The organism is Neochlamydia sp. AcF65 (assembly GCF_018342435.1).
In the GTDB taxonomy this organism is placed as follows: domain Bacteria; phylum Chlamydiota; class Chlamydiia; order Chlamydiales; family Parachlamydiaceae; genus Neochlamydia.
The window spans coordinates 19,559-41,529 of the sequence record NZ_JAEMUE010000047.1 but is presented as its reverse complement, the minus strand read 5'-3'; the positions used below and the strand labels follow the sequence as shown (position 1 = coordinate 41,529).

The following is a 21,971-nucleotide window of genomic DNA, read 5'->3' as shown; positions in this document are numbered from 1 at the left end:
AACCTTTAAAGGAGGAAATAAAGAAGAATGACATCACAAGAACGCACACTCTCCATCATTAAGCCAGATGCTGTAGGTAAAAATCAGATAGGTGAAATCCTTGCTCGCTTTGAAAAAAATGGGTTAAAGATTGTGGCTGCTAAAATGAAACATTTAAGCCAGCAGGAAGCCGAGGGGTTTTATGCTATTCATAAAGAGCGTCCTTTTTTTAAAGACCTTGTTAGCTTTATGATTTCAGGTCCTGTACTCATTACGGTATTAGAAGGTAACCAGGCTGTCCTTAAAAACCGAGAAATTATGGGAGCTACTGATCCCAAGAAAGCCTCTCCAGGCACTATTCGTGCAGATTTTGCCCACTCCATCGATGAAAATTGCGTACATGGTTCAGATTCTGCTGAAAATGCTCAAACCGAAATTAACTATTTCTTTAAAAGCACTGAAATCTGCCCTCATACCCGTTAAAACTATAAGGACATTCACTATGTTAAGGACGACCCTATTTTTTCTATTTGCTTGTTTAACTCCTTTTTCGCTAATGGCTGCGGATGTTAATCCTTCTCCTCAACAGACTTTATCTATGATAAAGCCTGATGGTATCGCGAATAAGCATGTAGGTGAAATTATTGCACGTTTTGAGAAAAATGGCTTACAAATTTCAGCTGCAAAAATGCTCCATTTGACTGCCGAGCAAGCGGGTCAATTTTATGCAGTCCATAAAGATCGCCCTTTTTACCAAGATCTTATCAACATGATGAGCTCCGGGCCTGTCATGGTGATGGTACTAGAAGGCGAAGATGCTATAGCTAAAAATCGTCAATTAATGGGTGCCACTGACCCTTCTAAAGCTGCTGCTTCCACTATTCGTGCAGATTTTTCTAAATCCGTCACAGAAAATACTGTCCATGGGTCAGATTCAGTAGAAAATGCTAAACTAGAAATTGCTTTCTTCTTTAAACCCGAAGAGATTGTCAATCCTATTAAGTAAGCATCTATAGACTTTTACAATAAGGGTAAGAAATTAAAAGCGGAGATAGAAGGGTCAAACCTGGCGTTTTATCCTTTTTTCCCCGCTGCCCTTTTTTTAAAATTTAATGCCTAGCAGCTCTATCGGCCTTTTATAATTTAAAATCGTCTCCAAGGTAGGTACGGCGGGCCTGCTGATCATTAACTAAAGTATCGACTGTTCCGGATAGGATGACTTTTCCCTCGCTCACTAGATAGCTACGATCGACAATAGAAAAAATCTCACGTGCATTATGGTCTGTAATTAAAATGCTGATATTTTTCTGCGCTAGATGTGAAACCATCTGTTTGACTTCTTGAACCGATAAAGGATCAATATTAGCAAAAGGCTCATCGAGCATTAAAAGGGTAGGATCGGTCACAAGGGCTCGAGTAATTTCTAAGCGACGTCTTTCCCCGCCTGAGAGGGCTATAGCTTTTTTCTTGGCTAAAGACTCAAGATGAAGTTCTTGTAACAACTTTTCCAAGCGTAATTTACGCTCTGCTTTAGTTAAGGGCAAGCACTCTAAAATGCACATAATGTTTTCTTCAACAGTTAGGTAACGAAAAACAGAAGGCTCCTGAGCTAGATAGCCCATTCCCATACGTGCGCGCATATGCATAGCAGAACGGGTGACATCATATTTATTAAAGGATACAGTGCCTGCATCAGGACGAATAAGCCCTACAGTCATATAAAAAGCCGTGGTCTTACCTGCTCCATTAGGACCTACAAGTCCTACGATTTCTCCTTTTTTAACATAGAAAGATAGGCCATTAACGACTTTACGCCCATTATAACTTTTCTGAAGATTCTGAACATCCAAACATATGTTATGCTCGTTATTATGCATGACTTAAGATACCTATACCTATTTTTGCTTCAAAAGTTGGAAACCGTTCTTGCAACATCTTGCATTCCTTTTCTATCAAATTAAAACGAACATCGCCTATTCCTTGCACCCTATCTTTTTTCGTATAAGGATCTTTTAGCACTTTTACAGAAGGCGCGCTAATCTGCAAATGATTAGACCCATCAATACAAAGCACCCGTTTCCCATAATCCGACAAAAACAACATTTCTTGGGTCTCTATATTATATTCTAAGCGATCAGATAGGGCTAGATGGGAAAATTGCTCTTGCTTTTCTTTGTCATTAACCTTGCGTTTAAGTAACCAAATGTTACCTTTAAGAAATAATTTTACTGGCTTTAGCTGCTGGGCAATTTCATCATAATAAATAAAAGCTTCATCCGCATATATCTCACCTATAGAGCCTGTAAGATGTACCTGCTGGCCCTTCATAACGTGGGCATTAGCATCCCGTGGACTTTCCAGATGAGCCTGTCTTAACTTTCGATCCACTGTAAGCTTATGATAAGTAGAAAGAGTATACTCTAGGCTTTTTGTCTGGTCTTGGTAATTTAAAACCGAAGGACCTCTACATTCAATTAAACTGACTTGCTTGCTTGCATCTATTGATTGTCTGGATATATAAACCTTTTCAGGGGTTGTCAATTTGCCTAAACCTAAATAATCAATTTCAATTTGCTGATATAAAGTAAGAATATCTTGTTGCTCATCCCAGCTCATGGCCGCACAGGAAAAATTTATTCTATGGGCAGGCTCATTGGCTGTGCCTGTATAAAGAGAGCCGCTAGGTTTATCAAACTCTAATTGCCGCCTAAAAACATCCCAGTCAATTTTCTGAGCATTGATAAAATCTCCTTTGGGATTACTTAGGCGACAAATTCCTGATGATTTATCAGCTTGCAAAGATATGACCCCCACCCTCTTAGTTTGCGCGGTGTTCAGCTTATCTAGAACAAAGGGTGACTTTGTTCTTTTATAGGTTCCATAATCAGCTTGTGCGAAAATTTCATGATTGTAACTGATAGTCACGTTAGGAGAGGCGGAAATTTCACTTATAGCAAGAAAAGATTTCCCCTCTTGTTCCTGCCGTTGCAGATAGATGGTCAGCTGATGGCTTTTAATTTCTAGAGGTTTAGTAAGAAGGGAAGCTTTTTCTGGAATGTTTTCTTTATATACAACATATTCATGGTTGGGCCCATTCAAAAATTTTCCTACCAAGTTTTGAGCGTCTATTTCGGCTTCCGAGCAGCTCATCTGACCACCATCTTGCAAGGCAATTTCAGCGCCTTGGACTATTTTAAGGCTGGAAACACTCCTTTTCTTAGCCTCTTCTGCGGGAAAAATAATTATCTCTTGAGCATTCACCTTTCCTAATTCATGTTCAAGGAGCACTTTGCCGCATAGATGAGCTAATTCTCCATTGTAATGGACACTTTCTGCTTCAACACTCCAAGGTGTTGATTCTTCAGCAAGCAGGCAATTGAAAAGAAGGCAAAATAAGAAGAAATATTTTCTCATAAAATCCTACCGTTTTGATCAAAAAGTTTAGCTTTAAAATGATAGGCCTTTAAATGAAAAGCTTCTTCCTTGCCCTTCAAAGAAAATTCGACTTTGTTTGCTGTTCCTTGCATTAAAATTTTTTCCTGTCCTACTAATTCTTTTAGTTGATGACCCGCTATCGCATACCGCTTCATTTTTACTTTTTTAGCTATTAGAAGATCTTTTTTATAATGATACTCGGCTGTCTCTGCTTCTATGAAGCGTAAAAGTTGCATAGGACGCCATTCCAACCTACTTTCTGGGCAATAGGAAGAGGAAAGAGGAGAGACAGGAGCGGAACGTAAACATAATTGCCCATCAGGTTGTAAAATAGCTTCACCCCCATCAGGAAGAAGGTAATAAAGCTCTTCTTGCATCAAGCATTTAACATTTTGCATATGCTCTACTACCTGAGGATGAAGATCTTGTTGCTTTAAAAGCAGCTGAGCGGCATCCGCTATTAAACGCATGTGTAAACGCTCGCCTCTTTTGTAAAAATAGATATCCTTTTGAACACCTTCTCTTTCTTGGCGTGCTGTATAAGAATTTAGCTGCATGGCAGACTTAGAAGATTGAGAGGCAGCAAGCAGTTGACGATATTCTAGCTCGTCTTTTTCATTCACATGCCCTATTTGCCAGGCTATTCCGCTTAATAAGGCTACCATAAGCAAGATTATCAACGCAAACTGAGGAGAAAGCAAAGAGACATGCTGACATTTAGGTGAGAATGCAAGAGGAGAAAAAGAATGTTTTTTGACCATGACTTAAGTTTCTTTGATTGATATGAGCTTTAAAAGCTTTTTTGGCATGCTTAAGCAATAAGATTTAGTTGCCCTGGATCAAATCATATAATTTTTCTAGTATAGTTAGCAAAGCAGGCAAATCTTTAAAATCTAAAACAGAAGAAGCATCACTTTTTGCCTCCATGGGATGAGGATGAGATTCCATAAATAAGCAATTAGCCCCTGCACTGATAGCGGCTTTGGCTAAGATAGGAATAAACTCTCTTTGTCCCCCTGATTGATTTCCTAACCCTCCAGGTAATTGTACTGCATGGGTAGCGTCAAAACACACGGGCACCCCAAATCCCTGCATGATAGGGATCGCTCGCATATCACAGACTAGATTGTTATAGCCAAATGTAGCTCCGCGCTCAGTTAAGATAATGTTTTCATTGCCAGCCGCACGGAATTTTTCTACCACATTAAGCATATCCCAAGGAGCCATAAACTGCCCTTTTTTTACAGTAACAGGAATTCCTGTTTGGGCAGCTGCGTTAATAAGATCGGTTTGCCTACACAAAAAAGCAGGAATCTGAATTAGATCACACACTTGACCTGCTGCCTTTGCTTCTTGGGGCGAATGCACATCGGTCACAATGGGTAAATCGAGTTCTTTTTTTACTTTTTCTAAAATGCGTAAACCTTCTTCCAATCCTGGTCCGCGAAAAGATTGGTAAGAAGAGCGGTTGGCCTTATCATAGCTAGACTTATAAATAAGATTAATATTGTGCTTAGAAAATAAGTTTTTAAGTGCTTCTGCCGTTGCTAAGCAATGCTCTTCGCTTTCAATAACGCAAGGGCCTGACAAAATAGCTAAGGGTTGTCCTTTACCGATAGAGAATTTTTTAAAGGGTATAGTCTGCATAAATTTTTCCTTGAAATTTCTAAAAGTGGGGTGACAGTTTCTTGATGAATATTAGGAAATTTTTGAAGATATTTCCTTACATTAAAGGGCTCTAGAGATTGAGAATGGCCCAGTTGAGGAACAAATAAGTGAGTAACCAGGTCAGCTAAAGGAGCTATAACGAAAAGTCTTTCCTGCCAATAAGGATGAGGAATTTGTAGATCGGGTTCATTCACTATTTCCCTTCCATAAAATAAAATATCTAAGTCCACTATTCGAGGAGCTTCTTTAGGTTTTGCTTGCTTGCCTAAGCTTATCTCAATAGACTGCAACTGTCTTAACAGTTCTTGAGGTAAAAGAGTTGTTTTAAAGCGACAAACAGCGTTGATATAAAATCTTTGAGAGATAGAGCTTACAGGTGTTGTACAATAAAAGCGAGAAACCTCTAAATCGTAAATGCTAGAAAGAGCAGCCATTTTTTCTATAGCATGGCATAGAATCGCATAGCTATCTCCCACATTGCCTCCTAAGCCCACAAAAACTTCTGGCAGATGCATTTCAACCTTAATGGCTTTAGAAAATTTATTGTCTTCTCATCATAAAGATCTCCCTTAAATTTATCCAGCAAAAATGCTTTTCTAAGGGGGAATAAAATGGATTTTGCCCAAAGGCTTTAAAATACTGCTACAAATTATAAATCTTGAACCAATCCGCATAGTGTTGAAGGATTTTTTGCATGATAGATATTCTTCTTTTTTAAACAGGGGAATGCTCTTGCCAAGGCGACTTGAAGGACTTATAGATGCAATGATAGATTTTATCTCTTCTTTTTACCAGAAAGCTCTCCAAAAATTGTAAAGGAAAAGTCTTATACGATCCAAAAAAAGATTTGTAGCCACTTATTTTGGATTTTGACTAGGGAATCCCGGGGGATGATTTTCTTAAAAGGCCAAAAGAGAGATCAAGATGCGCGGCCTTATCAATATGGGATAAATGGCAAGAAGATGGAAATGGGAATGGCTTGCCAGCCACATTCAGTGCTGATGTGAGGGGGATGATTAATAAATAAAGCTAAGTTTTGAGTTTTTTTGGTGCAGAAAAAAAGGAGGCGAAAGTTTCTCTTTTCCTAACTTATTAAACCCCCTCATGCCTACTTTAAAACTTGTAGCACTTCATTAGCATCAATTACTTGTATATTTTCAGGTAAGTCTAAGTCCTTAGGCTTTTCGGGAATAAATAATCCGTAGACAACTTGCTTATTAGATTGCCTAGCTGTAGGTGGAAGACCTTTATATTTTAACTCTTCAATAGTTTTATAAATCCACTGAGTCGAAGGGGGTTTTGCTATCCATTTTGCTTCTCCAATAAATAAAGCTTTACCTTCGACTGAATTAGCTAATATATCCCATTCTGAATCTTGCTTATGCCAATAACGACTTGCCCCTCCAAAAGCAATATTGCTCAATTGATAGGGGAAACGTGGAACCGCAGCTCGACAAAGGTCTTCCCATGCCACAGAAAATATAGGCTGAAAGGAATTTTTAAGATAAGCTTGACGTAGGGCCGAGCTAATCTGGGTAAAATAACTGCGCTGAGGAGCTACAATTTCAAACCAAAAGCGCAGGAAAGGATCTTTTATTTTATAAAGAGTACGTTTAGAATTATATTCACTAGAACCAAAAGAAATCTCTCGCTCAATTAAATCCAGTTCTAATAAGCGTTGAATATGGCGCATAAAAGAAGTGACAGGCTGCCCAATGCGAGCAGCAATCTCTGATAGACGATGGGCTTCTAGGCCCATGGCGTCTAAAATAGGCCTTAAACTTATGGCAGCTTCTTCTAAAAGCAAGTGATTAGGCTCATCGTTTAGGGCTCCCAGAGGATCTAAAACCAGCTGATCAATATTTTCAAAAAATGATCCCTTATTGTTATTTGCTAGTTCCCAATAACGGGGGATGCCTCCCCAAATAGAATATGTTTCTACCACTTCACGAGGATTTTTGATATCTAACCCTTCTGCCATATACCCTGCAGCTATAGGCCCCAGCTTGATAATTTCGCTAGCTCTACCAAACAAAGGCGCAGAAGCATCTAATACGGCGCCTTGCATCATGCGTTGACTTGAACCTGCTAGTGCCACAATTATTTTTGCTTTTTTCCCTTCATGATCAATAAATTTTTGCAGAACGCTAGCCAATTCAGGAGATGAGGAGATAAGATAAGGAAGTTCATCAATTATTAAGGGACCGCGCCAGCCTGTATACATCGCTTCTTTAGCTAATCGCATGAATAAAGAATGCCAATCTGAATATTCAACGGCTGCAAAGTCTGGTAAAGCTTGTTGGAGGGCTAAAGCAAAATATTTTCTTTGGATGGCGGGAGCTGATTCGTCTGCTGTATAGTAAACACTCTGGTATTTATGAGCCCATTCTAAAAGTAGACGCGTCTTTCCCACTCGCCTTCTTCCCCAAATAACGGCCATTGCTGCTTCCTCGCTATTAGCTAAGCGATCCAAGCGAGACAGCTCTTGCTGCCGATTAATAAATTTCATATCCACTCTTTTGCTTATTAAACATTATGCTTAAAAACATAATGTTTAATAACATAATTTTTCAACCCCTATTTATTCCCTTTAGAAATAAGGCTGATTTTACAGAAAGGGATCAAAAAAGGTATCCATTATCGAATTAACCCCTGCCTAGAATGATCTTTTACGACATTTTTATGACACTTTTTACGACAAAAAATTGTAAAATCAGTCGTATAAAAAATGATAGAGAGGATAATCCTTATCTCTTCTGGCTCCTTTATAAAAAATTTCGCCTTAAAGAGAATGTCTAAAACACACATCTATACTTTTCTTTAAAAAGTTTTTTGCTGATGAAAGAAAAACATATAATACGCTTTAAAAAAACTTAGCCTGCATACCCAACCCTCTGAAAGCTGCCTCTCTGCTTAGCAAAAAGTATTTTATAAAGGAGGGGGGTGCATCAGGAGTAACTCAAAAGCATGCCACTCCCTCTCTTTTCAATTAAGCTATTTATATTCCTTGCCATAAAAAGTGCAAAAGACCTGGTTCTATAGGTGAGTGGTATGGAGAAAAAAATAAGGGCTTTTACCAAACACTTTTTCCTATCTTTATTTGACGTTTTATCCATTTGAACTTGAAAATAAGATAGAGATTACTGTATTATTTTATTACTTGTTTTGGACTGATAGCTCAGTGGATAGAGCACCCGCCTTCTAAGCGGGTGGTCGTAGGTTCGAATCCTACTCGGTCCAATTTTACTTCCCTTTTCTATTTTTCTTTAATCTTTGATTACATTGTAAACTTTGTAAAGAAGCATTTTAAATTCTAGGCAATCATTTTTTCCCTGATTTAGGGATAATTCCAGCAGATTAGCAAGCGCCTATTTGAAACAGAGAAGCAAACTATAGGGGTATAGAATTTCAAGAAATCTAATAGAGAAGTTTAAAAAAACAATCGTGAGTAAAGCGAAAAGATTCAGCTAATAAATCTTTGCAAAAATAAAGAAACATTTGCTTTTACTGCTAGCTAAAGCGGATGATGCCGAGTAAAGGAGGGATAGCCCATATAACAAACTTACCCTCCACCTTTTCTTTAGCCTTCCTGCTTAACTGGATTACCATCTTCAAGTATTTCCAGATTCACACGAATGCCATTGCGGCTAGCCACAGACATTAAAAGAGTACGAATGGCATTAATCGTTTTACCTTTTTTACCAATGATTTTTCCTATATCAGATTTTTCAACCGATAGTTCAATAATCAAAGTTTGTGTTCCACCAATCTCATTAATTTTTACCTTGTCAGGATGGTCGACCAGATTCTTGACTATGTATGCTACAAATTCTTTCATAGTTCGATCCTTTTTCAATATGTATATTTGACAAAAGTTTTCCAAATTTAGACTTGCATGGCCCTTATTCTGCCCTTACATTTAGGGTATCCCAATTATTTTTATAAATCTACATAAAACTTGTATATCTATTAAAGGAGTAATTTATAAAAAAAGCTTTGATTACCCCCTCCTAAGAAAGCGCCTCTTCGCTAAAAATGAGCCTCTCCTTAATTAAATCAATTGGCTTGCGATTGCCAACTTTAAAGGGTTGAACATCTATCCCTTTTCCTTTCTTATTTTAGCTAGAAAGTTTTCATAAAGAAATTTTTTGCTGAAGGCAAAGAAGCGGCCTTAGAAAAGCTGGCCTTCTACTTTTTTTGTAATCTCTATAGACAGCAAACTAGCTAATCATTAAAGCTTTCTTCTTGATAGTTAACTAGTTAACGCTTTTTTCTCCCCTTTTACCTTAAAGCCTCTTAGAAGGTAAATTTGCCTACCAGCTGTTTTATTCACTTCACTTCAATCATTTTAATGGGTGAGTCGAAGCCCATGTTCTTTTTAAATTTTCTAGCCATTTTTCTCTTAAGTTTTGATGCTAGCTTTTTCGGCTCTCTACAGTCGCAGTTTTCCCCACCCCCGCTTATTTCATTAATTTTTCCACCCACACTCTCATATCCGAAGGTATGTCTGCTTTAAAACTTAAAAAGTGGCCTTTAATGGGGTGCTTAAATTGAAGAATATGGGCATGAAGAAGTTGTCTATCAACGCCATATTTTTTATTTATCGGAAGGTTTCCATAGATAGGATCACCCAAAATAGGAGCGCCTACATGTTGCAGGTGAACCCGTATTTGATGCGTCCTGCCGGTTTTTAAATTGACCTGTACTAAGCTAAAAGGACCGGAATGATTTTTGGTTTCACACACGCTAATGGCCAGACGTCCTCCCTCTTCTAGAACGTTCATCTTTTGTCGGAAAATAGGATGTCGTCCAATAAAGTTTTTAATTTCCTGACTACCAGGATTACCTAAGCAGATAGCTAAATATTCTTTATAAATTTCTCGATTAGAAAACATTTCAATTAAACGGGTATGAGCCTCAGTAGTTTTGGCAGCCACTAGTAAGCCAGAAGTGTCTTTATCTAAGCGATGAACGATACCCGGACGAGGATAAAGCTCCTCTACCTGATTTTTTGGTAGATTCTGGCAATGATAAATGAGGGCATGTACGAAGGTACCAGTAGGATGACCAGGGGCAGGATGTACAACCATACCTGCCGGTTTATTGACCACAATCAAATCTTTATCTTCGAAAATAATATCTAAAGGAATAGCTTCAGGTTGCAGTCCAATTTCAGGAGTAAGGATATAATGGATATGGATTTCGTCATCTACTGAGGGTCGATAACGTTTTTTGACTACTTCGCCATTAACAAAAATTCTTCCCTGTTCTATTAAATATTGAAAATATGTCCGAGAATGTACGCCTAAAAAACGCTGGGAAAGAATTTTATCCAAACGTTCTCCCTTTTCCTCCTCGCGGATTATAATACATTCACTTTCATCGTTTTTCATGCGAAACTTATATTTATTGGAGGAAAATCGCCTTAACAGCTAATGAAAATTTCTATAGCTTTTTTTTAAGCTTTCCTTTTTTTGTTTTTATAAGAAATAACCGGCGGGGTGACTTCCTTTTGAGGAAGGGCAAATAAGATTAGATTAGAAGGAGTATAATGGTAATCAGGGGCTAGCTTCTTTAAGAGGCTAAAAATATGAGCTTCTAAAAGCTCTAATTGCCCGACATTTTGTTCGTTACTAACGAATTTGCCTATATAGCGCTCTTCTTGATAAGTGACTTCTTCTAGATATCCACTGCCTGGCTGAAGGAAGAAATGAAGGTATTCAGGAGTATTTTTTTCTAAGGCCCTTGCCAAGGCATCATCTATTAAAAAGCCAAGAAAAAGTGAGGGGATAATAAAACTCATTATTATTTATTGTTGGCTGCGGCCTTTTCTAAGAATCTCTTTAAAACGCTGTTGGTGTTTTTGCATGCTATTGCAGATGTTCATGGCTAAGCCTTGCATCATAGCCTTATGCATCTCTGGAGCCTTTTCTTTAAGATCAGACATGCTGCTAATAGTTGCAAATCGCTCACTATTTTGTGGGGAGGCGCCCATAGAGGAAGGTGTGGTAGAGGAAGAAGTATTCATAGCCTCTGCAGCAGGGGCACTAGGGGCTGCCTCGGATTTTTCTACTCCCATATTTCTCCTTAAAAATTTAAGTTTATCTTTCCTAATTCATAATTATAGCAAAAGAATGAAGAATTTACCAAACAAATTAGCATTAAACTTTCTTAAGTTTAATATAAGTGCCTAATTAACCATGCTAAAAAATTTAAGCGATAAAAAATTTTAAAAATCGAGCTAGCTTATGCTGCGCCTGCCCGCTCTTAGCCTTCTGAGGCACGGCGAGCTTCTTCTTGTATCTGCTTTAAATGGGCTTGCTGTTGGGCCATTCTACTGCATATATTCATCGCAATTCCTTGCATCATGGCAGAATAAACTTCAGGGGATTGCTCTTTTAAATCTGATAAGCTGCTGATATTCCCTGATTGAACGCCTGTAGAGGCATTATTCTCAGACCCAGTCGAAGAGGGAGTAGCAGAGCTTACTATTGCTGAAGACACTGCAGCAGAGTTAGAATTTATGATAGTCTCACTCATAGTGTACCTTCCGGAAAAAGTTTTATCTCTCTAATATTTATTATAACAAATTATTATTTTACATTCATCTCTTTGTAAGAAAATTAAATTATATAAGATAGGGAACATCTTAATAATTGCGCAAATTGTTACTTTTAATAATCTTGCAGTTAAAAATAAAATTGATTAACCATTCGACTTAAGGCTCTTCCGGAAGCTTTTTCCTTAACCCCGTCACTTTTCCTCATAAATCCTTGAAGATGAAGATAGTGAATTTTTTTATAGGCACTAGCGCGAAAAAGAAAGGAGAAAAAAGTATGAAATTTACTGGCCCACAAATACAAACTCTTGCTTTTAAGATAAGGACGTTCAAAAAGTGAACGAGAGTCATCTTTTATCTCAAGTTGAACGAAAACTTTTCTTTTAGAAAGAATATGGGGGCGGATTGAGCTTGATCAAATAGATAGATCTAATGGCGTGATTCTTTGAATCATTATATTGTTTCCGCAAAAACAGCCAGGCCACGAGGACCCATTAAGGAAGATTCAGCATGAAATACTCATGTGCTAAATGAAATTCATTCCCCCTACCTGCCAACTTTTTAAAAATTAGACTTCTTGCTTAAATAAATTTTTGCTATTTTCTTATCCTTTAAACTAAGGAAAAAGATATGGAAAAATATGAGAAGCTTAAAGTACTGTCTGCCGAACAATTTAGAAGGCTGACAGGAGTAAAGCGTGAAACATTTGAAAGAATGGTCGAGGTTTTAATAGAAGCACAAAACAGAAGATACAGAAGAGCAGGAAGAAGAGGCGGGCTAAGTATCCAAGACAAGCTTTTGATGGCGTTGGAGTATTTAAGAGAATATCGAACTTATTTTCATTTAGGTAGAAGTTATAGATTGAGCGAAAGTGGTTGTTATCGAGCATGTAGATGGGTGAAAGACACATTAATTAAAAGTGGGGAATTTTCACTTCCTGGAAAGAAAGCTCTTCTGGAAAAGGATAGTGAATACGAAGGAGTGCTTATAGATGCATCAGAATCACCTGTAGAGCGACCTAAGAGGAGAGTTAAAGAAAAAAAAGATAAGGAATCGCAACAACAAGCAGCAGCATTTCTATTCAGGAAAAAAGAAAAGGCATACCCTAAAAAGTCAGGTGGTGGTCGATAAGAAGAGTAGGAAAGTTATTTGTACGGCCTTTAGCAATGGTAAAAAGCATGATTATAAGTTGTTTAAAGAAATTAAGGTGCGCTGGACTGATAACCGCTGCGCGATAACCGATAGTGAATATACAGGTATAAAAAAACTTCGAAGAAACTCTAGGCTATCAAAAAAATCTAGAAAGAGAAAAGCGTTAACTCAGGAAGAAAAAAAGCAAAACCAAGCAATATCTTCGGAAAGAGTAATAAACGAAAATGTGATTGGGAGTTTGAAAAAATTTAAAATCATAAGCGATAGATACAGAAATCGAAGAAGAAGGTTTGGTTTGCGCTTTAATCTTATTGCGATGATCTACAACTATGAAATTGAAATCTAATTACTCAAGAAGCCTATTGAAAAGTTTTGAATTCTTGCTTTAAAGATTAGTTGGCATCTGAGCAAAACATTTCAGAGTTCTTATGCTATATCTCCTCAGAGATTCGTGTTACATTCCCCTTCGAGAAGATAAGGGGGCTCCGCTTTGATGGAGGCGTCATGCTCTTCCGAAAAATTAGACATACAATTTAGCCCTATTCATTAAACATAAACGTGGGATGGGTAGCCAGGAGATTTTTTTAGGATGGATGGGAGTGAGGACGCAAGCCTTTCTTTTGGGAAGAGCTTATCAAGCGTCCGAGACTTGTCAAGGCAAGGGGTAAGATGAGAGAGAAGAGCAACAAGTGCTTAAAGGTTTGATCTTCAAGAAAATTTCTTATTATTCTTCTACTTTTAATGCATCTTTTACCGCTTGAATATCAAACCCTTTACGGATAAGGGCGGCAAAAACTTTTTGTTTTTCTCTATAATCAGCCAGATTGCGTGTTTTATATTTAGTATTTATTAAATGCTGAATACTTTGCTGAGAAGCATTGGCTTGAGCATACATTTCTACATATCTATGGGCTTCTAAACGAGATATTCCTTTATTCATCAGCTGACAGATAATTCGTTGAGGCCCTATATGACGAGCCAATTGCCTTTTAACAAATCCTTCAAGCCAATCATTATCATTTAAATAGCCTAGGCGTGTACACTCTTGCAAGATTTCTTCTATAGTTTCCTCTGAAACTAGATTTCTTTTTAGCAATTTTTTCATTTGAATAGATAGATAACTGCGCATGGCTAGGCAATCTAAAGCATATTTTTTAGCTTTGACATATTCTAACTTTTTAAATTTTTCTTGAAAGGCTGCTAAGCTATCGCTTTTTGGAAGCAAGGGTTGGCGCCCGAATATTTTGGTATGGATATCTCGCCAAGGTTCCTCTTCAATAAGTACCGTCATTAGCAAGCGAGATCCTTCTTTGGGCAAGCAACTAATTTTCATGGGGCTCCCCTACTCACTTCATGAGAACGATCTTTTTTACAGGCCTTTGATCCATACGGATTCCTTTAGAAGAAACGCTTTTAACGGTGGTGTTAGCAAAATCAAATAGGACTTTAGATTGCTTCTGTTTAATTTTAGGAATAAGTTGCAATTCTACATGGGCTTGCTCTGCAGTAGAAATATACTGTAGCTCCATTCCTTTTTCAATATAAGTATAGACTTTATCCAAAATAAACTGAGTAATAATGAAGCGTTTAGCAAAACAAATATGAGTTTGAGGGTTTTTGTAGGCTACATTTATAACGGTTTTCTTATCAGCAATACCGGCATACACGACTTTATTGCCGTCCTGATGAACATATTGCTTTTCAGGTATATTAATAACAGTGTAGGTACCATCTTTAAACATAAGCAAAATTTTATCAAAATTTGTACATTCAAAAAGATTACTGCTGCTTACTTTAGTGCCAATAAATCCTGAAACAGGATCAAACCCTACTTTAACATTGCGTAGAGTCATAGCACGCTTATCTACTTGTTGGATAGCTTGTAGCTGTGTTGTACGCGGATAAGCTTTGCCATATTTGTTAATTATTCCTCGAATGTAATTAATCGTAAACTTTTTAATATCTTTAAGATCTTTTTCTACTTTTGCTAGTTGCTTGCGTGTAGCAGCAATTTCTTCTTGGTTTTTATTTAAGTCGAAACGAGAAATACGTCGAATGGGAATATTCAGCAAAGCTTCGCGATCTTCATAAGTAGGGACACGAGAAAGTTGGGGATGGAAAGGCTCTAAGCTTAATTCTATCGCTCCATGAATTTTATCGTAGGAAGAGATATTCTCTATTGTTTTGTAAAGGCGATTTTCAATAAAGATTTGTTCCAAAGTCTTATTAAAAATTTTCTCATAAAGTTTTTTACGCTCAATTTCTAGCTCTTGAGATAGATAACCTTGTAGCAATTCGGTATGATACTCTAAGACTTCATTAACAGTAGGCTCCCAAGGTAAATTATCCTTAATGACCACCAGGGAAGAATTCAATATTATTTCACATTCAGTATAGGCATGTAAGGCATCAATAAGGTCGGGTGCATACTGTCCACGAGGTAATTTGATTTCAATTTCTACTTTTTCAGCGGTGTAATCATTGATTGAATCAATTTTAATTTTGCCTTTCTTGGCTGCTTCATCAATCGAGCGAATTAGTGATTCTGTGGTAGTTCCATAGCAAATCTCGGTGATCACCAAGGTCTTAGGATCTCGTATCTCTATCTTAGCACGCAACTTGACTCTACCCTTACCTTTCTCATACTCTGAAGCATCCATGATGCCGCCAGTAGGAAAATCAGGCACAATCGTATACTCGCGTCCCTCTAAGATAGCAATCTCGGCTTCCAGCAGCTCTACAAAATTGTGAGGTAAAATATGGGTTGCCATTCCTACTGCTATACCATCAGCGCCCTGCATAAGCACTAAAGGAATTTTGGCAGGAAGCGAAATGGGCTCTTGATGCCGCCCATCATACGAAGGAATCGTTTGGGTGAGTTCAGGATTAAACATGGTGCTTTGAGCTAAATCAGAAAGCCGCGTCTCAATGTAACGTGCTGCTGCTGCAGGATCTCCCGTGAACATATTACCAAAATTTCCTTGCTGGTCTAGCAGGTAACCTTTATTAGACATGTTTACTAGAGCTTCCACGATAGGCGCATCACCATGGGGATGGTAGGCCATTGTTTGGCCAGCTACATTGGCCACCTTATGCAATTTGCCATCATGCATCATCCACAAAGTAAATAAGATACGCCTCTGCACCGGCTTAAGACCATCTACTACATTAGGAATGGCGCGATCTAAAATCACATAAGAGGCATATTTAAGATAATTAAGCTGCATGAGTTGCTTAATGTCGTCCATAAAATTTTATACTCAATAATTATTTAGATAGGTTAGGGATGCTAATAGGCAATAAAAATATAGGCTTAATAAAAACCCTAATAAAAAATAATAAATCTATTTTAACAAACCAGTTGAAATAAGCTTTATTTAATGTTTGCTAATTTTAGTAGAATTTTCTTTTTATTTCTTGCTAGAAAGGCTATTTTTCTTTATTGCTTGGTTTATCTGCTGCTAGGATAGCTATTTCTTTTAAGGAATCTTCATCTTCGTTAATTAAATTACGCATGATAAATTGCTTACGTTCTGGTGTATTCTTACCCATGTAAAATTGCACCGTAGTTTTAATATCAGAAAAAGCATGAATGGTTACAGGAAGGAGGCGGATATCTTGGCTGATAAACTGCTTGAATTCTCCCGGAGAAATTTCCCCCAAGCCTTTAAAACGGGTGATTTCTATTCCTTTTTTTAATTTAGCTACTGCTTTGTCACGTTCTTCAGGGCTATAGCAATAATAAGTTTTTTCTTTATTCCTCACTTTAAATAAAGGCGTTTCTAGGATGTAGAGGTGTCCATTTAAAACTAATCCTTCAAAATAGGTAAGGAAAAAAGTAATCAATAGGTTGCGGATATGCATGCCATCTACATCCGCATCGGTAGCTAAAACAACCTTCTGATAACGAAGCTGAGAAATATCATCTTCCACATTCAGGGCGCTCATCAGATTAAACAACTCTTCATTTTTATAAAGTTGATCCAGTTTCATGCCATGCACGTTTAAGGGCTTGCCGCGTAGAGAATAAACAGCCTGAGTAAAGGGATTTCTAGCAGCTACGATGGAAGCGCTTGCAGAATCTCCTTCCGTAAGGAAAATCATGCTTTTTTCTCCATCCGCAGTTCCATCTTGAAAATGACATTTGCAATCACGAAGCTTAGGAATTTTAAAGGAGATTTTTTTTTGCTTTTCTTTGGCTTCTTTCTTAACATTTGCCAGCTCTTTACGCAGCTTTTCATTAAAAGCGATTCTCTCAATAATTTGATTAGCTGTCGCTGAATTTTTATATAAAAGATCGATCACCGCTTCTTTTACTTCTTGAACGACCGGCCCACGCACTTCATTATTGCCTAATTTATTTTTAGTTTGCGATTCAAAAAGAGGATCTTTAACCTTAACAAGAACTGTTCCTACTATACCTTCCCGTACATCCACACCCTGGAAATTCTTTTTGGCATATTCATTGACACCTTTTAAAAGACCTTCACGAAAAGCTGATAAATGTGTACCTCCATCAGCCGTATATTGACCATTCACAAACGAGAAGTAGGTCTCTCCATAACTTTGCGTATGAAGAAAAGCAAATTCAAGCATTTTGCCACGATAATGCAAAGGCTCATACAAGCGATCGTCAACAGCCACTTCAGCATTTAATAGATCGAGTAAACCGTTTTTGGACTCAATACGCTCACCATTAAAGTGAATCACCAAGCCAGCATTCAAATAAGCATAATGCCAAAGGCGTTTAATAATGTATTCTTGATGAAAGCTATATTTCTTGAAAATTTCTATATCGGGAATGAATTGCACAAAAGTGCCGTTAGGTTCTTTCGTGGTCCCTTCAATTTTGTGCTTTAAAACCCCTTGAGAAAATTGGGCCTCAAGGTAATGGCCATCCCGATGACTGCGCGCTATAAAGCGGCTAGAAAGAGCATTTACCGCTTTGGTTCCCACACCATTTAGGCCTACAGAAAACTGAAAAACATCATCATTGTATTTGGCACCCGTATTGATTTGGCTTACGCATTCAATCACTTTACCAAGAGGGATTCCTCGACCATAGTCTCTTACGGCAATCATTCCTTTCTCTTCGTCTAATTCAATGACAATTTTATTCCCATGCTTCATAATAAATTCGTCAACACTGTTGTCGATAATTTCTTTAAGCATGATGTAGATACCATCATCTGGATGAGAGCCATCGCCTAAACGCCCTATGTACATCCCCGATCTCAATCGAATGTGGGATAAGGCGTCTAAAGTTTTTACGCTACTTTCGTCATATTGCTTTGCCATGAGTTAAACACTATGTTAAAAGGAATTTGAATGATTTATGGAAACAGAATATATAAAAACGAATTCTGAATCCAGGTTTTTGAACAGGAGCACCTACACAAATGCATGCAACAAATTTTTTTAAAGATAAAACGTTATTGATTACTGGGGGCACCGGCAGCTTTGGCCAAACACTAGCTAAGCGTCTACTCCTAGAAGATCAATGCCGTAAAGTTATTATCTTCAGTAGAGATGAATGGAAGCAGTGGGAGATGCGTCAATCAGCTCCTATTTTTTCTCATCCTAAAATCCGCTATTTCCTAGGAGATGTACGCGATAAATCCCGCCTTAAGCGCGCTTTTAGTGAAGTTAACTATATTGTGCATGCGGCTGCTTTAAAGCAAGTACCTGCTGCTGAATATAATCCTACTGAGTTCATTAAAACAAATATTATAGGTGCCATGAATGTAATCGATGCTGCCATCGATAGTGGTGTGGAAAAAGTTATCGCACTATCAACCGATAAAGCTGCCAATCCTATTAACCTTTACGGGGCGACTAAGCTATGTGCAGATAAACTTTTTGTAGCAGGAAACTCCTATGTAGGCGCTCGTAGTCACCCTACCTTTGCTGTAGTACGCTATGGAAATGTGCTTGGTAGCCGAGGAAGCGTTATTCCTTTTTGGAAGAAACTATTAGCCGAAGGCGCCCAGGCATTGCCTATCACCGATAAAAGAATGACACGCTTTTGGATCACCCTTGAGCAATCTGTTGATTTTGTGCTTCAATCTTTTTTACGTTCCCGAGGAGGAGAAATTTTTGTGCCCAAAATTCCTAGCATGAAAATCACAGATTTAGCTCAAGCATTTGCTCCTGCAAGCTCTCACATCTATACCGGTATTCGAGAAGGTGAAAAGCTGCATGAACTTATGATAGGCCTAGAAGATGCCCGTCATACCTGGGAATTTACCGATCATTATGTGATCATCCCGGAAATCTACCATCACGATGAATTACTGCAAGAAAAGCTATTAACAGGCGAAGAGGGGCGACGCTTGCCCGAAGATTTTTCTTATGCTTCTAACACTAATTCTCAATGGCTTGGAATTGAAGCTCTGCGTCAATTGATCCTCCAGCTTTGACCATAATTTTAAAATTATTTATAAGGGCGTAATTTATATCTTTTAAGGAATGCCATGCGAATTGGAGTACTGGGAATTAATTATAAGCTTGCTGATTTGAAGCTCCGAGAATTATTGGCTAAGGCTTGCCAAAAACGCTTGGGAGCAGGAATCTCTATGCATGGCCATCACCACTTTATTCTTCTCTCTACTTGTAACCGCACCGAGATTTATTTTTGCTCAGATGATTTAGCTGATACTCATACCTATCTTCTTAATATTTTTAGGAATGAAGTCGATACGCAATTTGATCAAAAGCTTTACTCTTATTTTGGGCATGATTGCTTCTATCATCTTTCGCGCGTGACGGCAGGGCTTGATAGTGCTATCGTGGCAGAAACAGAAATTCAAAGCCAAGTTAAGCATGCTTACAAGATCTCTTGCCAATTTTCTCAACTTCCCGAGGAAATGCATTATCTTTTTCAAAAGTCTTTAAAGATAGCTAAAAAAATCCGCTCGCAACACCTTTTAACTCGCACTCTTCCTGATATAGAACATGCAATCTTCAACACAGGTAGCCATTTTTTTAAAAATCTTTCTCAGGTCAAAATCCTTTTGGTGGGAGCCTCTGCTATCAATCAAAAAATTCTTCGTTTTCTACTGAGTAAAAACTTTTCCGACATTACGATTTGTAATCGAACAAAAAAACATGCTATCGATCTTGCAAGGACCTACCAACTTAACCTTTTAGATTGGCAGTCTCTTACGCAATGGCATCAGTTTGATTGGATTATCTGTGGCACTAAAGCTCCTCAGACGGTGATTAATTACTCGCACTTACCCCTTAAAGAAATTCCAGCTAAGCTACTGATAGACTTAGGGGTGCCTCGAAATATAGATCCTTCTGTTGCTCGGCATACTCAAATAACTCTTCTTAATATTGACCAAATTAATCGCATGCTTACCTTTCGCAAGCAAAAGCTTTACGAACATTTGACTAAGGCTGATCAGGGCATTATCGAAGCTACTAAGCAGCATATCCATCTCTTTAAGCAAAAGCAAACTTATCGAGAGCAGCTACTAGCTGTAGGAATGGGCGCTTAAAGTTTTTTTAAGCTCCTTGCCCGCATTAGATAGAAGCTTATTCAATTTTTTCTTCTCAATTCTTACAAGCTATTGTATGATCGAGATAAAAAAATTGAGCGCACTACCATGCAAGGCATCCTAAATTCTTCAAAAACCTTCCCCCTACTCCTATTTCTTGTCCTTGGAAAGGCTGCCATCATGATTTTAACCATTCTCTATAGCCCTATTGGCTTGGGGCCAGACGAGGCTCAATATTGGACATGGAGCCAAGATCTTAGTTGGGGTTATTATAGTAAGCCGCCCGGCATTGCTTGGCAAATCTGGTTGGGCACTCATTTGCTAGGAAATACAGAGCTAGGGGTACGCTGTATGTCTGTAGTTTTAGCAGCCCTCTATCCTCTTTTGATTTACTCCTTAACATGGAGTTGCGGATTAAAGCCCAGAACATGCTTTTGGGCAGGGATCGTTATGGCTTTAACCCCTCTAGGCATAGCAGGAAGCTTTTTTGCTATTACGGATGGGGGGATGATGCTCTTTTGGATCTTGGCATGCCTAGTGATAGCTTATGCTTTAAATAGAGATCAAATGCCTTCTTACTGGCTTTTAGGCCTAATCGTGGGATTAGGAGCTCTTTTTAAATGGCCTATCTATATTCTATGGCTAGGGATTCTTTGCCTTTTCCCTCTCTATCCTCGGCTCATCCATCGCCATTTTTTGATAGGCTTAGCTATCTCACTTTTAGGGCTTTTTCCTGCAATAGTTTGGAATGCCCAGCACGATTGGGTAACTTTTCGTCATGTTTTTTCTACCCTGTATGTCCCCCAAGTCCCTTTGCAGGCAAAATCTACCTTTTTCAATGGCAATTTTTGGGAGTTTCTAGGAGCTCAATCAGCCTTGCTCTCGCCTGTTGTTTTTATACTTTTACTCCTTAGCCTTTATAGGTTATACAAAGAGCGGCATACGCTCCCTTCTGCTTTATGCTTTTGCGGTTTCCTTTGTTTTTCTTTGCTTAGCCTATTTTTAACGCTCTCTATTTTTAAAAAATTGCAAGGCAATTGGGGAGATTTTGCCTTTCCTTCAGGAATAGTATGTCTCTGCTGGTTTTGCTGTGAACGAGCGCAAAAAATGCTTTTTTGGCTAAAAGGAGGGCTTGTTCTCTCCCTTTTATTATGTCAATTAGCTTTTCTACTCCCCACCCTGCAATCCTCTCTTGCTTTTAACATCCCTTATAAAATTAATCCCTTCAAGCATAACCTAGGATGGAGCACCTTGCGTCAGGAATTGGCTACTATAAAGGTAGATCCTACGAAGGAATTTTTATTTAGCGATAAGTACCAGATGAGTAGCCTCTTAAGTTTTTATAATCCAACTCAGCAAAGAGCTTATTTTTTAAATTTACAAGGAGCAAGAAAAAATCAATTTTCCTTTTGGCCTAGCATGAAAGAAGAGCAGCTAGGAAAAACGGGATATTTTATTGTAACTGAGAATAGTCCCCATCTTGATCAGCTGGATGATCTTCAGATCCAACACTACTGCCACTTACTTGCCAAATATTTTCAGACAGTTGAATTTAAAGAAAAAAAAATTCTTTTCTCCCTTGGCCATCAGAAAGTTAAAGAAGCGGCTTTATTTAAATGTATTAATTATCAAGGCCTCCTCCCGGCTGATCCAGAGTTATATTGATCTTAAAAAAA

Annotated in this window: 20 protein-coding genes and 1 tRNA gene; 7 read left to right on the top strand and 14 right to left on the bottom strand. The window is 38.1% G+C overall.

Features of this window, described 5'->3' with window-relative positions; all coding sequences use genetic code 11:
- Positions 1–27: 27 nt before the first annotated feature.
- Both ndk (NEOC65_RS06205) and ndk (NEOC65_RS06200) read left to right on the top strand, forming a co-directional pair.
- Positions 28–462, top strand: a complete 435-nt coding sequence (gene ndk, locus NEOC65_RS06205) for a nucleoside-diphosphate kinase (RefSeq protein ID WP_166156392.1) — start codon at positions 28–30, stop codon at positions 460–462.
- A gap of 73 nt (positions 463–535) precedes the next feature.
- Positions 536–985 carry a nucleoside-diphosphate kinase gene (gene ndk, locus NEOC65_RS06200; RefSeq protein WP_213156061.1) on the top strand — a complete coding sequence of 150 codons (450 nt, stop codon included), beginning with the start codon at positions 536–538 and terminating at the stop codon, positions 983–985.
- 130 nt (positions 986–1,115) lie between these two features.
- Here ndk (NEOC65_RS06200) and lptB read toward each other — a convergent pair whose 3' ends face one another.
- The 6 genes from lptB to NEOC65_RS06170 all read right to left on the bottom strand — a co-directional run bounded on the left by lptB (position 1,116) and on the right by NEOC65_RS06170 (position 7,591).
- The gene (gene lptB, locus NEOC65_RS06195) at positions 1,116–1,856 is read right to left on the bottom strand and encodes an LPS export ABC transporter ATP-binding protein (protein WP_213151270.1); all 741 of its coding nucleotides are present in this window, start codon (positions 1,854–1,856) and stop codon (positions 1,116–1,118) included.
- A complete protein-coding gene (locus NEOC65_RS06190) occupies positions 1,849–3,393 on the bottom strand; it encodes a hypothetical protein (protein WP_213156058.1) in 1,545 nt (514 codons plus the stop codon). The genes lptB and NEOC65_RS06190 overlap by 8 nt, the downstream gene beginning before the upstream one ends.
- Positions 3,390–4,175: a hypothetical protein gene (locus NEOC65_RS06185; RefSeq protein WP_213156057.1), complete on the bottom strand. Its 786-nt coding sequence runs from the start codon at positions 4,173–4,175 to the stop codon at positions 3,390–3,392. The genes NEOC65_RS06190 and NEOC65_RS06185 overlap by 4 nt, the downstream gene beginning before the upstream one ends.
- A 64-nt stretch (positions 4,176–4,239) precedes the next feature.
- Positions 4,240–5,061, bottom strand: a complete 822-nt coding sequence (gene kdsA / locus NEOC65_RS06180; RefSeq protein WP_213151264.1) for a 3-deoxy-8-phosphooctulonate synthase — start codon at positions 5,059–5,061, stop codon at positions 4,240–4,242.
- Positions 5,010–5,597, bottom strand: coding sequence for a 2-amino-4-hydroxy-6-hydroxymethyldihydropteridine diphosphokinase (gene folK / locus NEOC65_RS06175; protein WP_249270140.1), 588 nt, complete (start codon positions 5,595–5,597; stop codon positions 5,010–5,012). Before folK ends, kdsA begins: the two co-directional genes overlap by 52 nt.
- Before the next feature lie 593 nt (positions 5,598–6,190).
- Positions 6,191–7,591 carry an ATP-binding protein gene (locus NEOC65_RS06170; protein ID WP_213156056.1) on the bottom strand — a complete coding sequence of 467 codons (1,401 nt, stop codon included), beginning with the start codon at positions 7,589–7,591 and terminating at the stop codon, positions 6,191–6,193.
- A gap of 658 nt (positions 7,592–8,249) precedes the next feature.
- On the opposite strand from NEOC65_RS06170, the gene NEOC65_RS06165 reads away from it, so the two are divergent.
- A tRNA-Arg gene (locus tag NEOC65_RS06165) sits at positions 8,250–8,322 on the top strand.
- Positions 8,323–8,662: 340 nt separating this feature from the next.
- Here the strand turns inward: NEOC65_RS06165 and NEOC65_RS06160 are convergent.
- The 5 genes from NEOC65_RS06160 to NEOC65_RS06140 all read right to left on the bottom strand — a co-directional run bounded on the left by NEOC65_RS06160 (position 8,663) and on the right by NEOC65_RS06140 (position 11,622).
- Entirely contained in the window at positions 8,663–8,920 is a 258-nt protein-coding gene (locus NEOC65_RS06160; RefSeq protein WP_039386287.1) for a KH domain-containing protein, read from the bottom strand.
- 622 nt (positions 8,921–9,542) lie between these two features.
- Positions 9,543–10,475: an RluA family pseudouridine synthase gene (locus NEOC65_RS06155; protein ID WP_213156055.1), complete on the bottom strand. Its 933-nt coding sequence runs from the start codon at positions 10,473–10,475 to the stop codon at positions 9,543–9,545.
- 65 nt (positions 10,476–10,540) lie between these two features.
- Positions 10,541–10,885: a hypothetical protein gene (locus NEOC65_RS06150; protein ID WP_213156054.1), complete on the bottom strand. Its 345-nt coding sequence runs from the start codon at positions 10,883–10,885 to the stop codon at positions 10,541–10,543.
- A gap of 6 nt (positions 10,886–10,891) precedes the next feature.
- Positions 10,892–11,161, bottom strand: a complete 270-nt coding sequence (locus tag NEOC65_RS06145; protein WP_213151256.1) for a hypothetical protein — start codon at positions 11,159–11,161, stop codon at positions 10,892–10,894.
- A gap of 188 nt (positions 11,162–11,349) precedes the next feature.
- A complete protein-coding gene (locus NEOC65_RS06140; protein ID WP_213156053.1) occupies positions 11,350–11,622 on the bottom strand; it encodes a hypothetical protein in 273 nt (90 codons plus the stop codon).
- 649 nt (positions 11,623–12,271) lie between these two features.
- Here NEOC65_RS06140 and NEOC65_RS06135 point away from each other — a divergent pair.
- Positions 12,272–13,139 (top strand): IS5 family transposase gene (locus tag NEOC65_RS06135; protein ID WP_249299089.1). Its coding sequence is split into 2 segments (ribosomal slippage): positions 12,272–12,678 and positions 12,677–13,139, totalling 870 coding nucleotides; the frame shifts between segments, so codons are not numbered across the junction.
- 378 nt (positions 13,140–13,517) lie between these two features.
- Here NEOC65_RS06135 and NEOC65_RS06130 read toward each other — a convergent pair.
- The 3 genes from NEOC65_RS06130 to NEOC65_RS06120 all read right to left on the bottom strand — a co-directional run bounded on the left by NEOC65_RS06130 (position 13,518) and on the right by NEOC65_RS06120 (position 18,091).
- Positions 13,518–14,126: a regulatory protein RecX gene (locus NEOC65_RS06130; protein ID WP_213156052.1), complete on the bottom strand. Its 609-nt coding sequence runs from the start codon at positions 14,124–14,126 to the stop codon at positions 13,518–13,520.
- 13 nt (positions 14,127–14,139) lie between these two features.
- Entirely contained in the window at positions 14,140–16,041 is a 1,902-nt protein-coding gene (locus NEOC65_RS06125; RefSeq protein ID WP_213156051.1) for a DNA topoisomerase IV subunit A, read from the bottom strand.
- A 181-nt stretch (positions 16,042–16,222) separates the two neighbouring features.
- Positions 16,223–18,091 (bottom strand): DNA topoisomerase IV subunit B, encoded by a 1,869-nt coding sequence (locus tag NEOC65_RS06120; RefSeq protein WP_166158136.1) that lies wholly within the window; start codon positions 18,089–18,091, stop codon positions 16,223–16,225.
- 101 nt (positions 18,092–18,192) lie between these two features.
- On the opposite strand from NEOC65_RS06120, the gene pseB reads away from it, so the two are divergent.
- From pseB to NEOC65_RS06105, 3 genes are all read left to right on the top strand, one after another.
- Positions 18,193–19,212, top strand: coding sequence for a UDP-N-acetylglucosamine 4,6-dehydratase (inverting) (gene pseB / locus NEOC65_RS06115; RefSeq protein ID WP_166158139.1), 1,020 nt, complete (start codon positions 18,193–18,195; stop codon positions 19,210–19,212).
- A 54-nt stretch (positions 19,213–19,266) separates the two neighbouring features.
- On the top strand, positions 19,267–20,295 hold the full coding sequence (locus tag NEOC65_RS06110) for a glutamyl-tRNA reductase (protein WP_213156050.1): 1,029 nt from the start codon (positions 19,267–19,269) through the stop codon (positions 20,293–20,295).
- Positions 20,296–20,475: 180 nt separating this feature from the next.
- Entirely contained in the window at positions 20,476–21,960 is a 1,485-nt protein-coding gene (locus NEOC65_RS06105; protein ID WP_213156049.1) for an ArnT family glycosyltransferase, read from the top strand.
- The last annotated feature ends 11 nt before the right edge of the window (positions 21,961–21,971 follow it).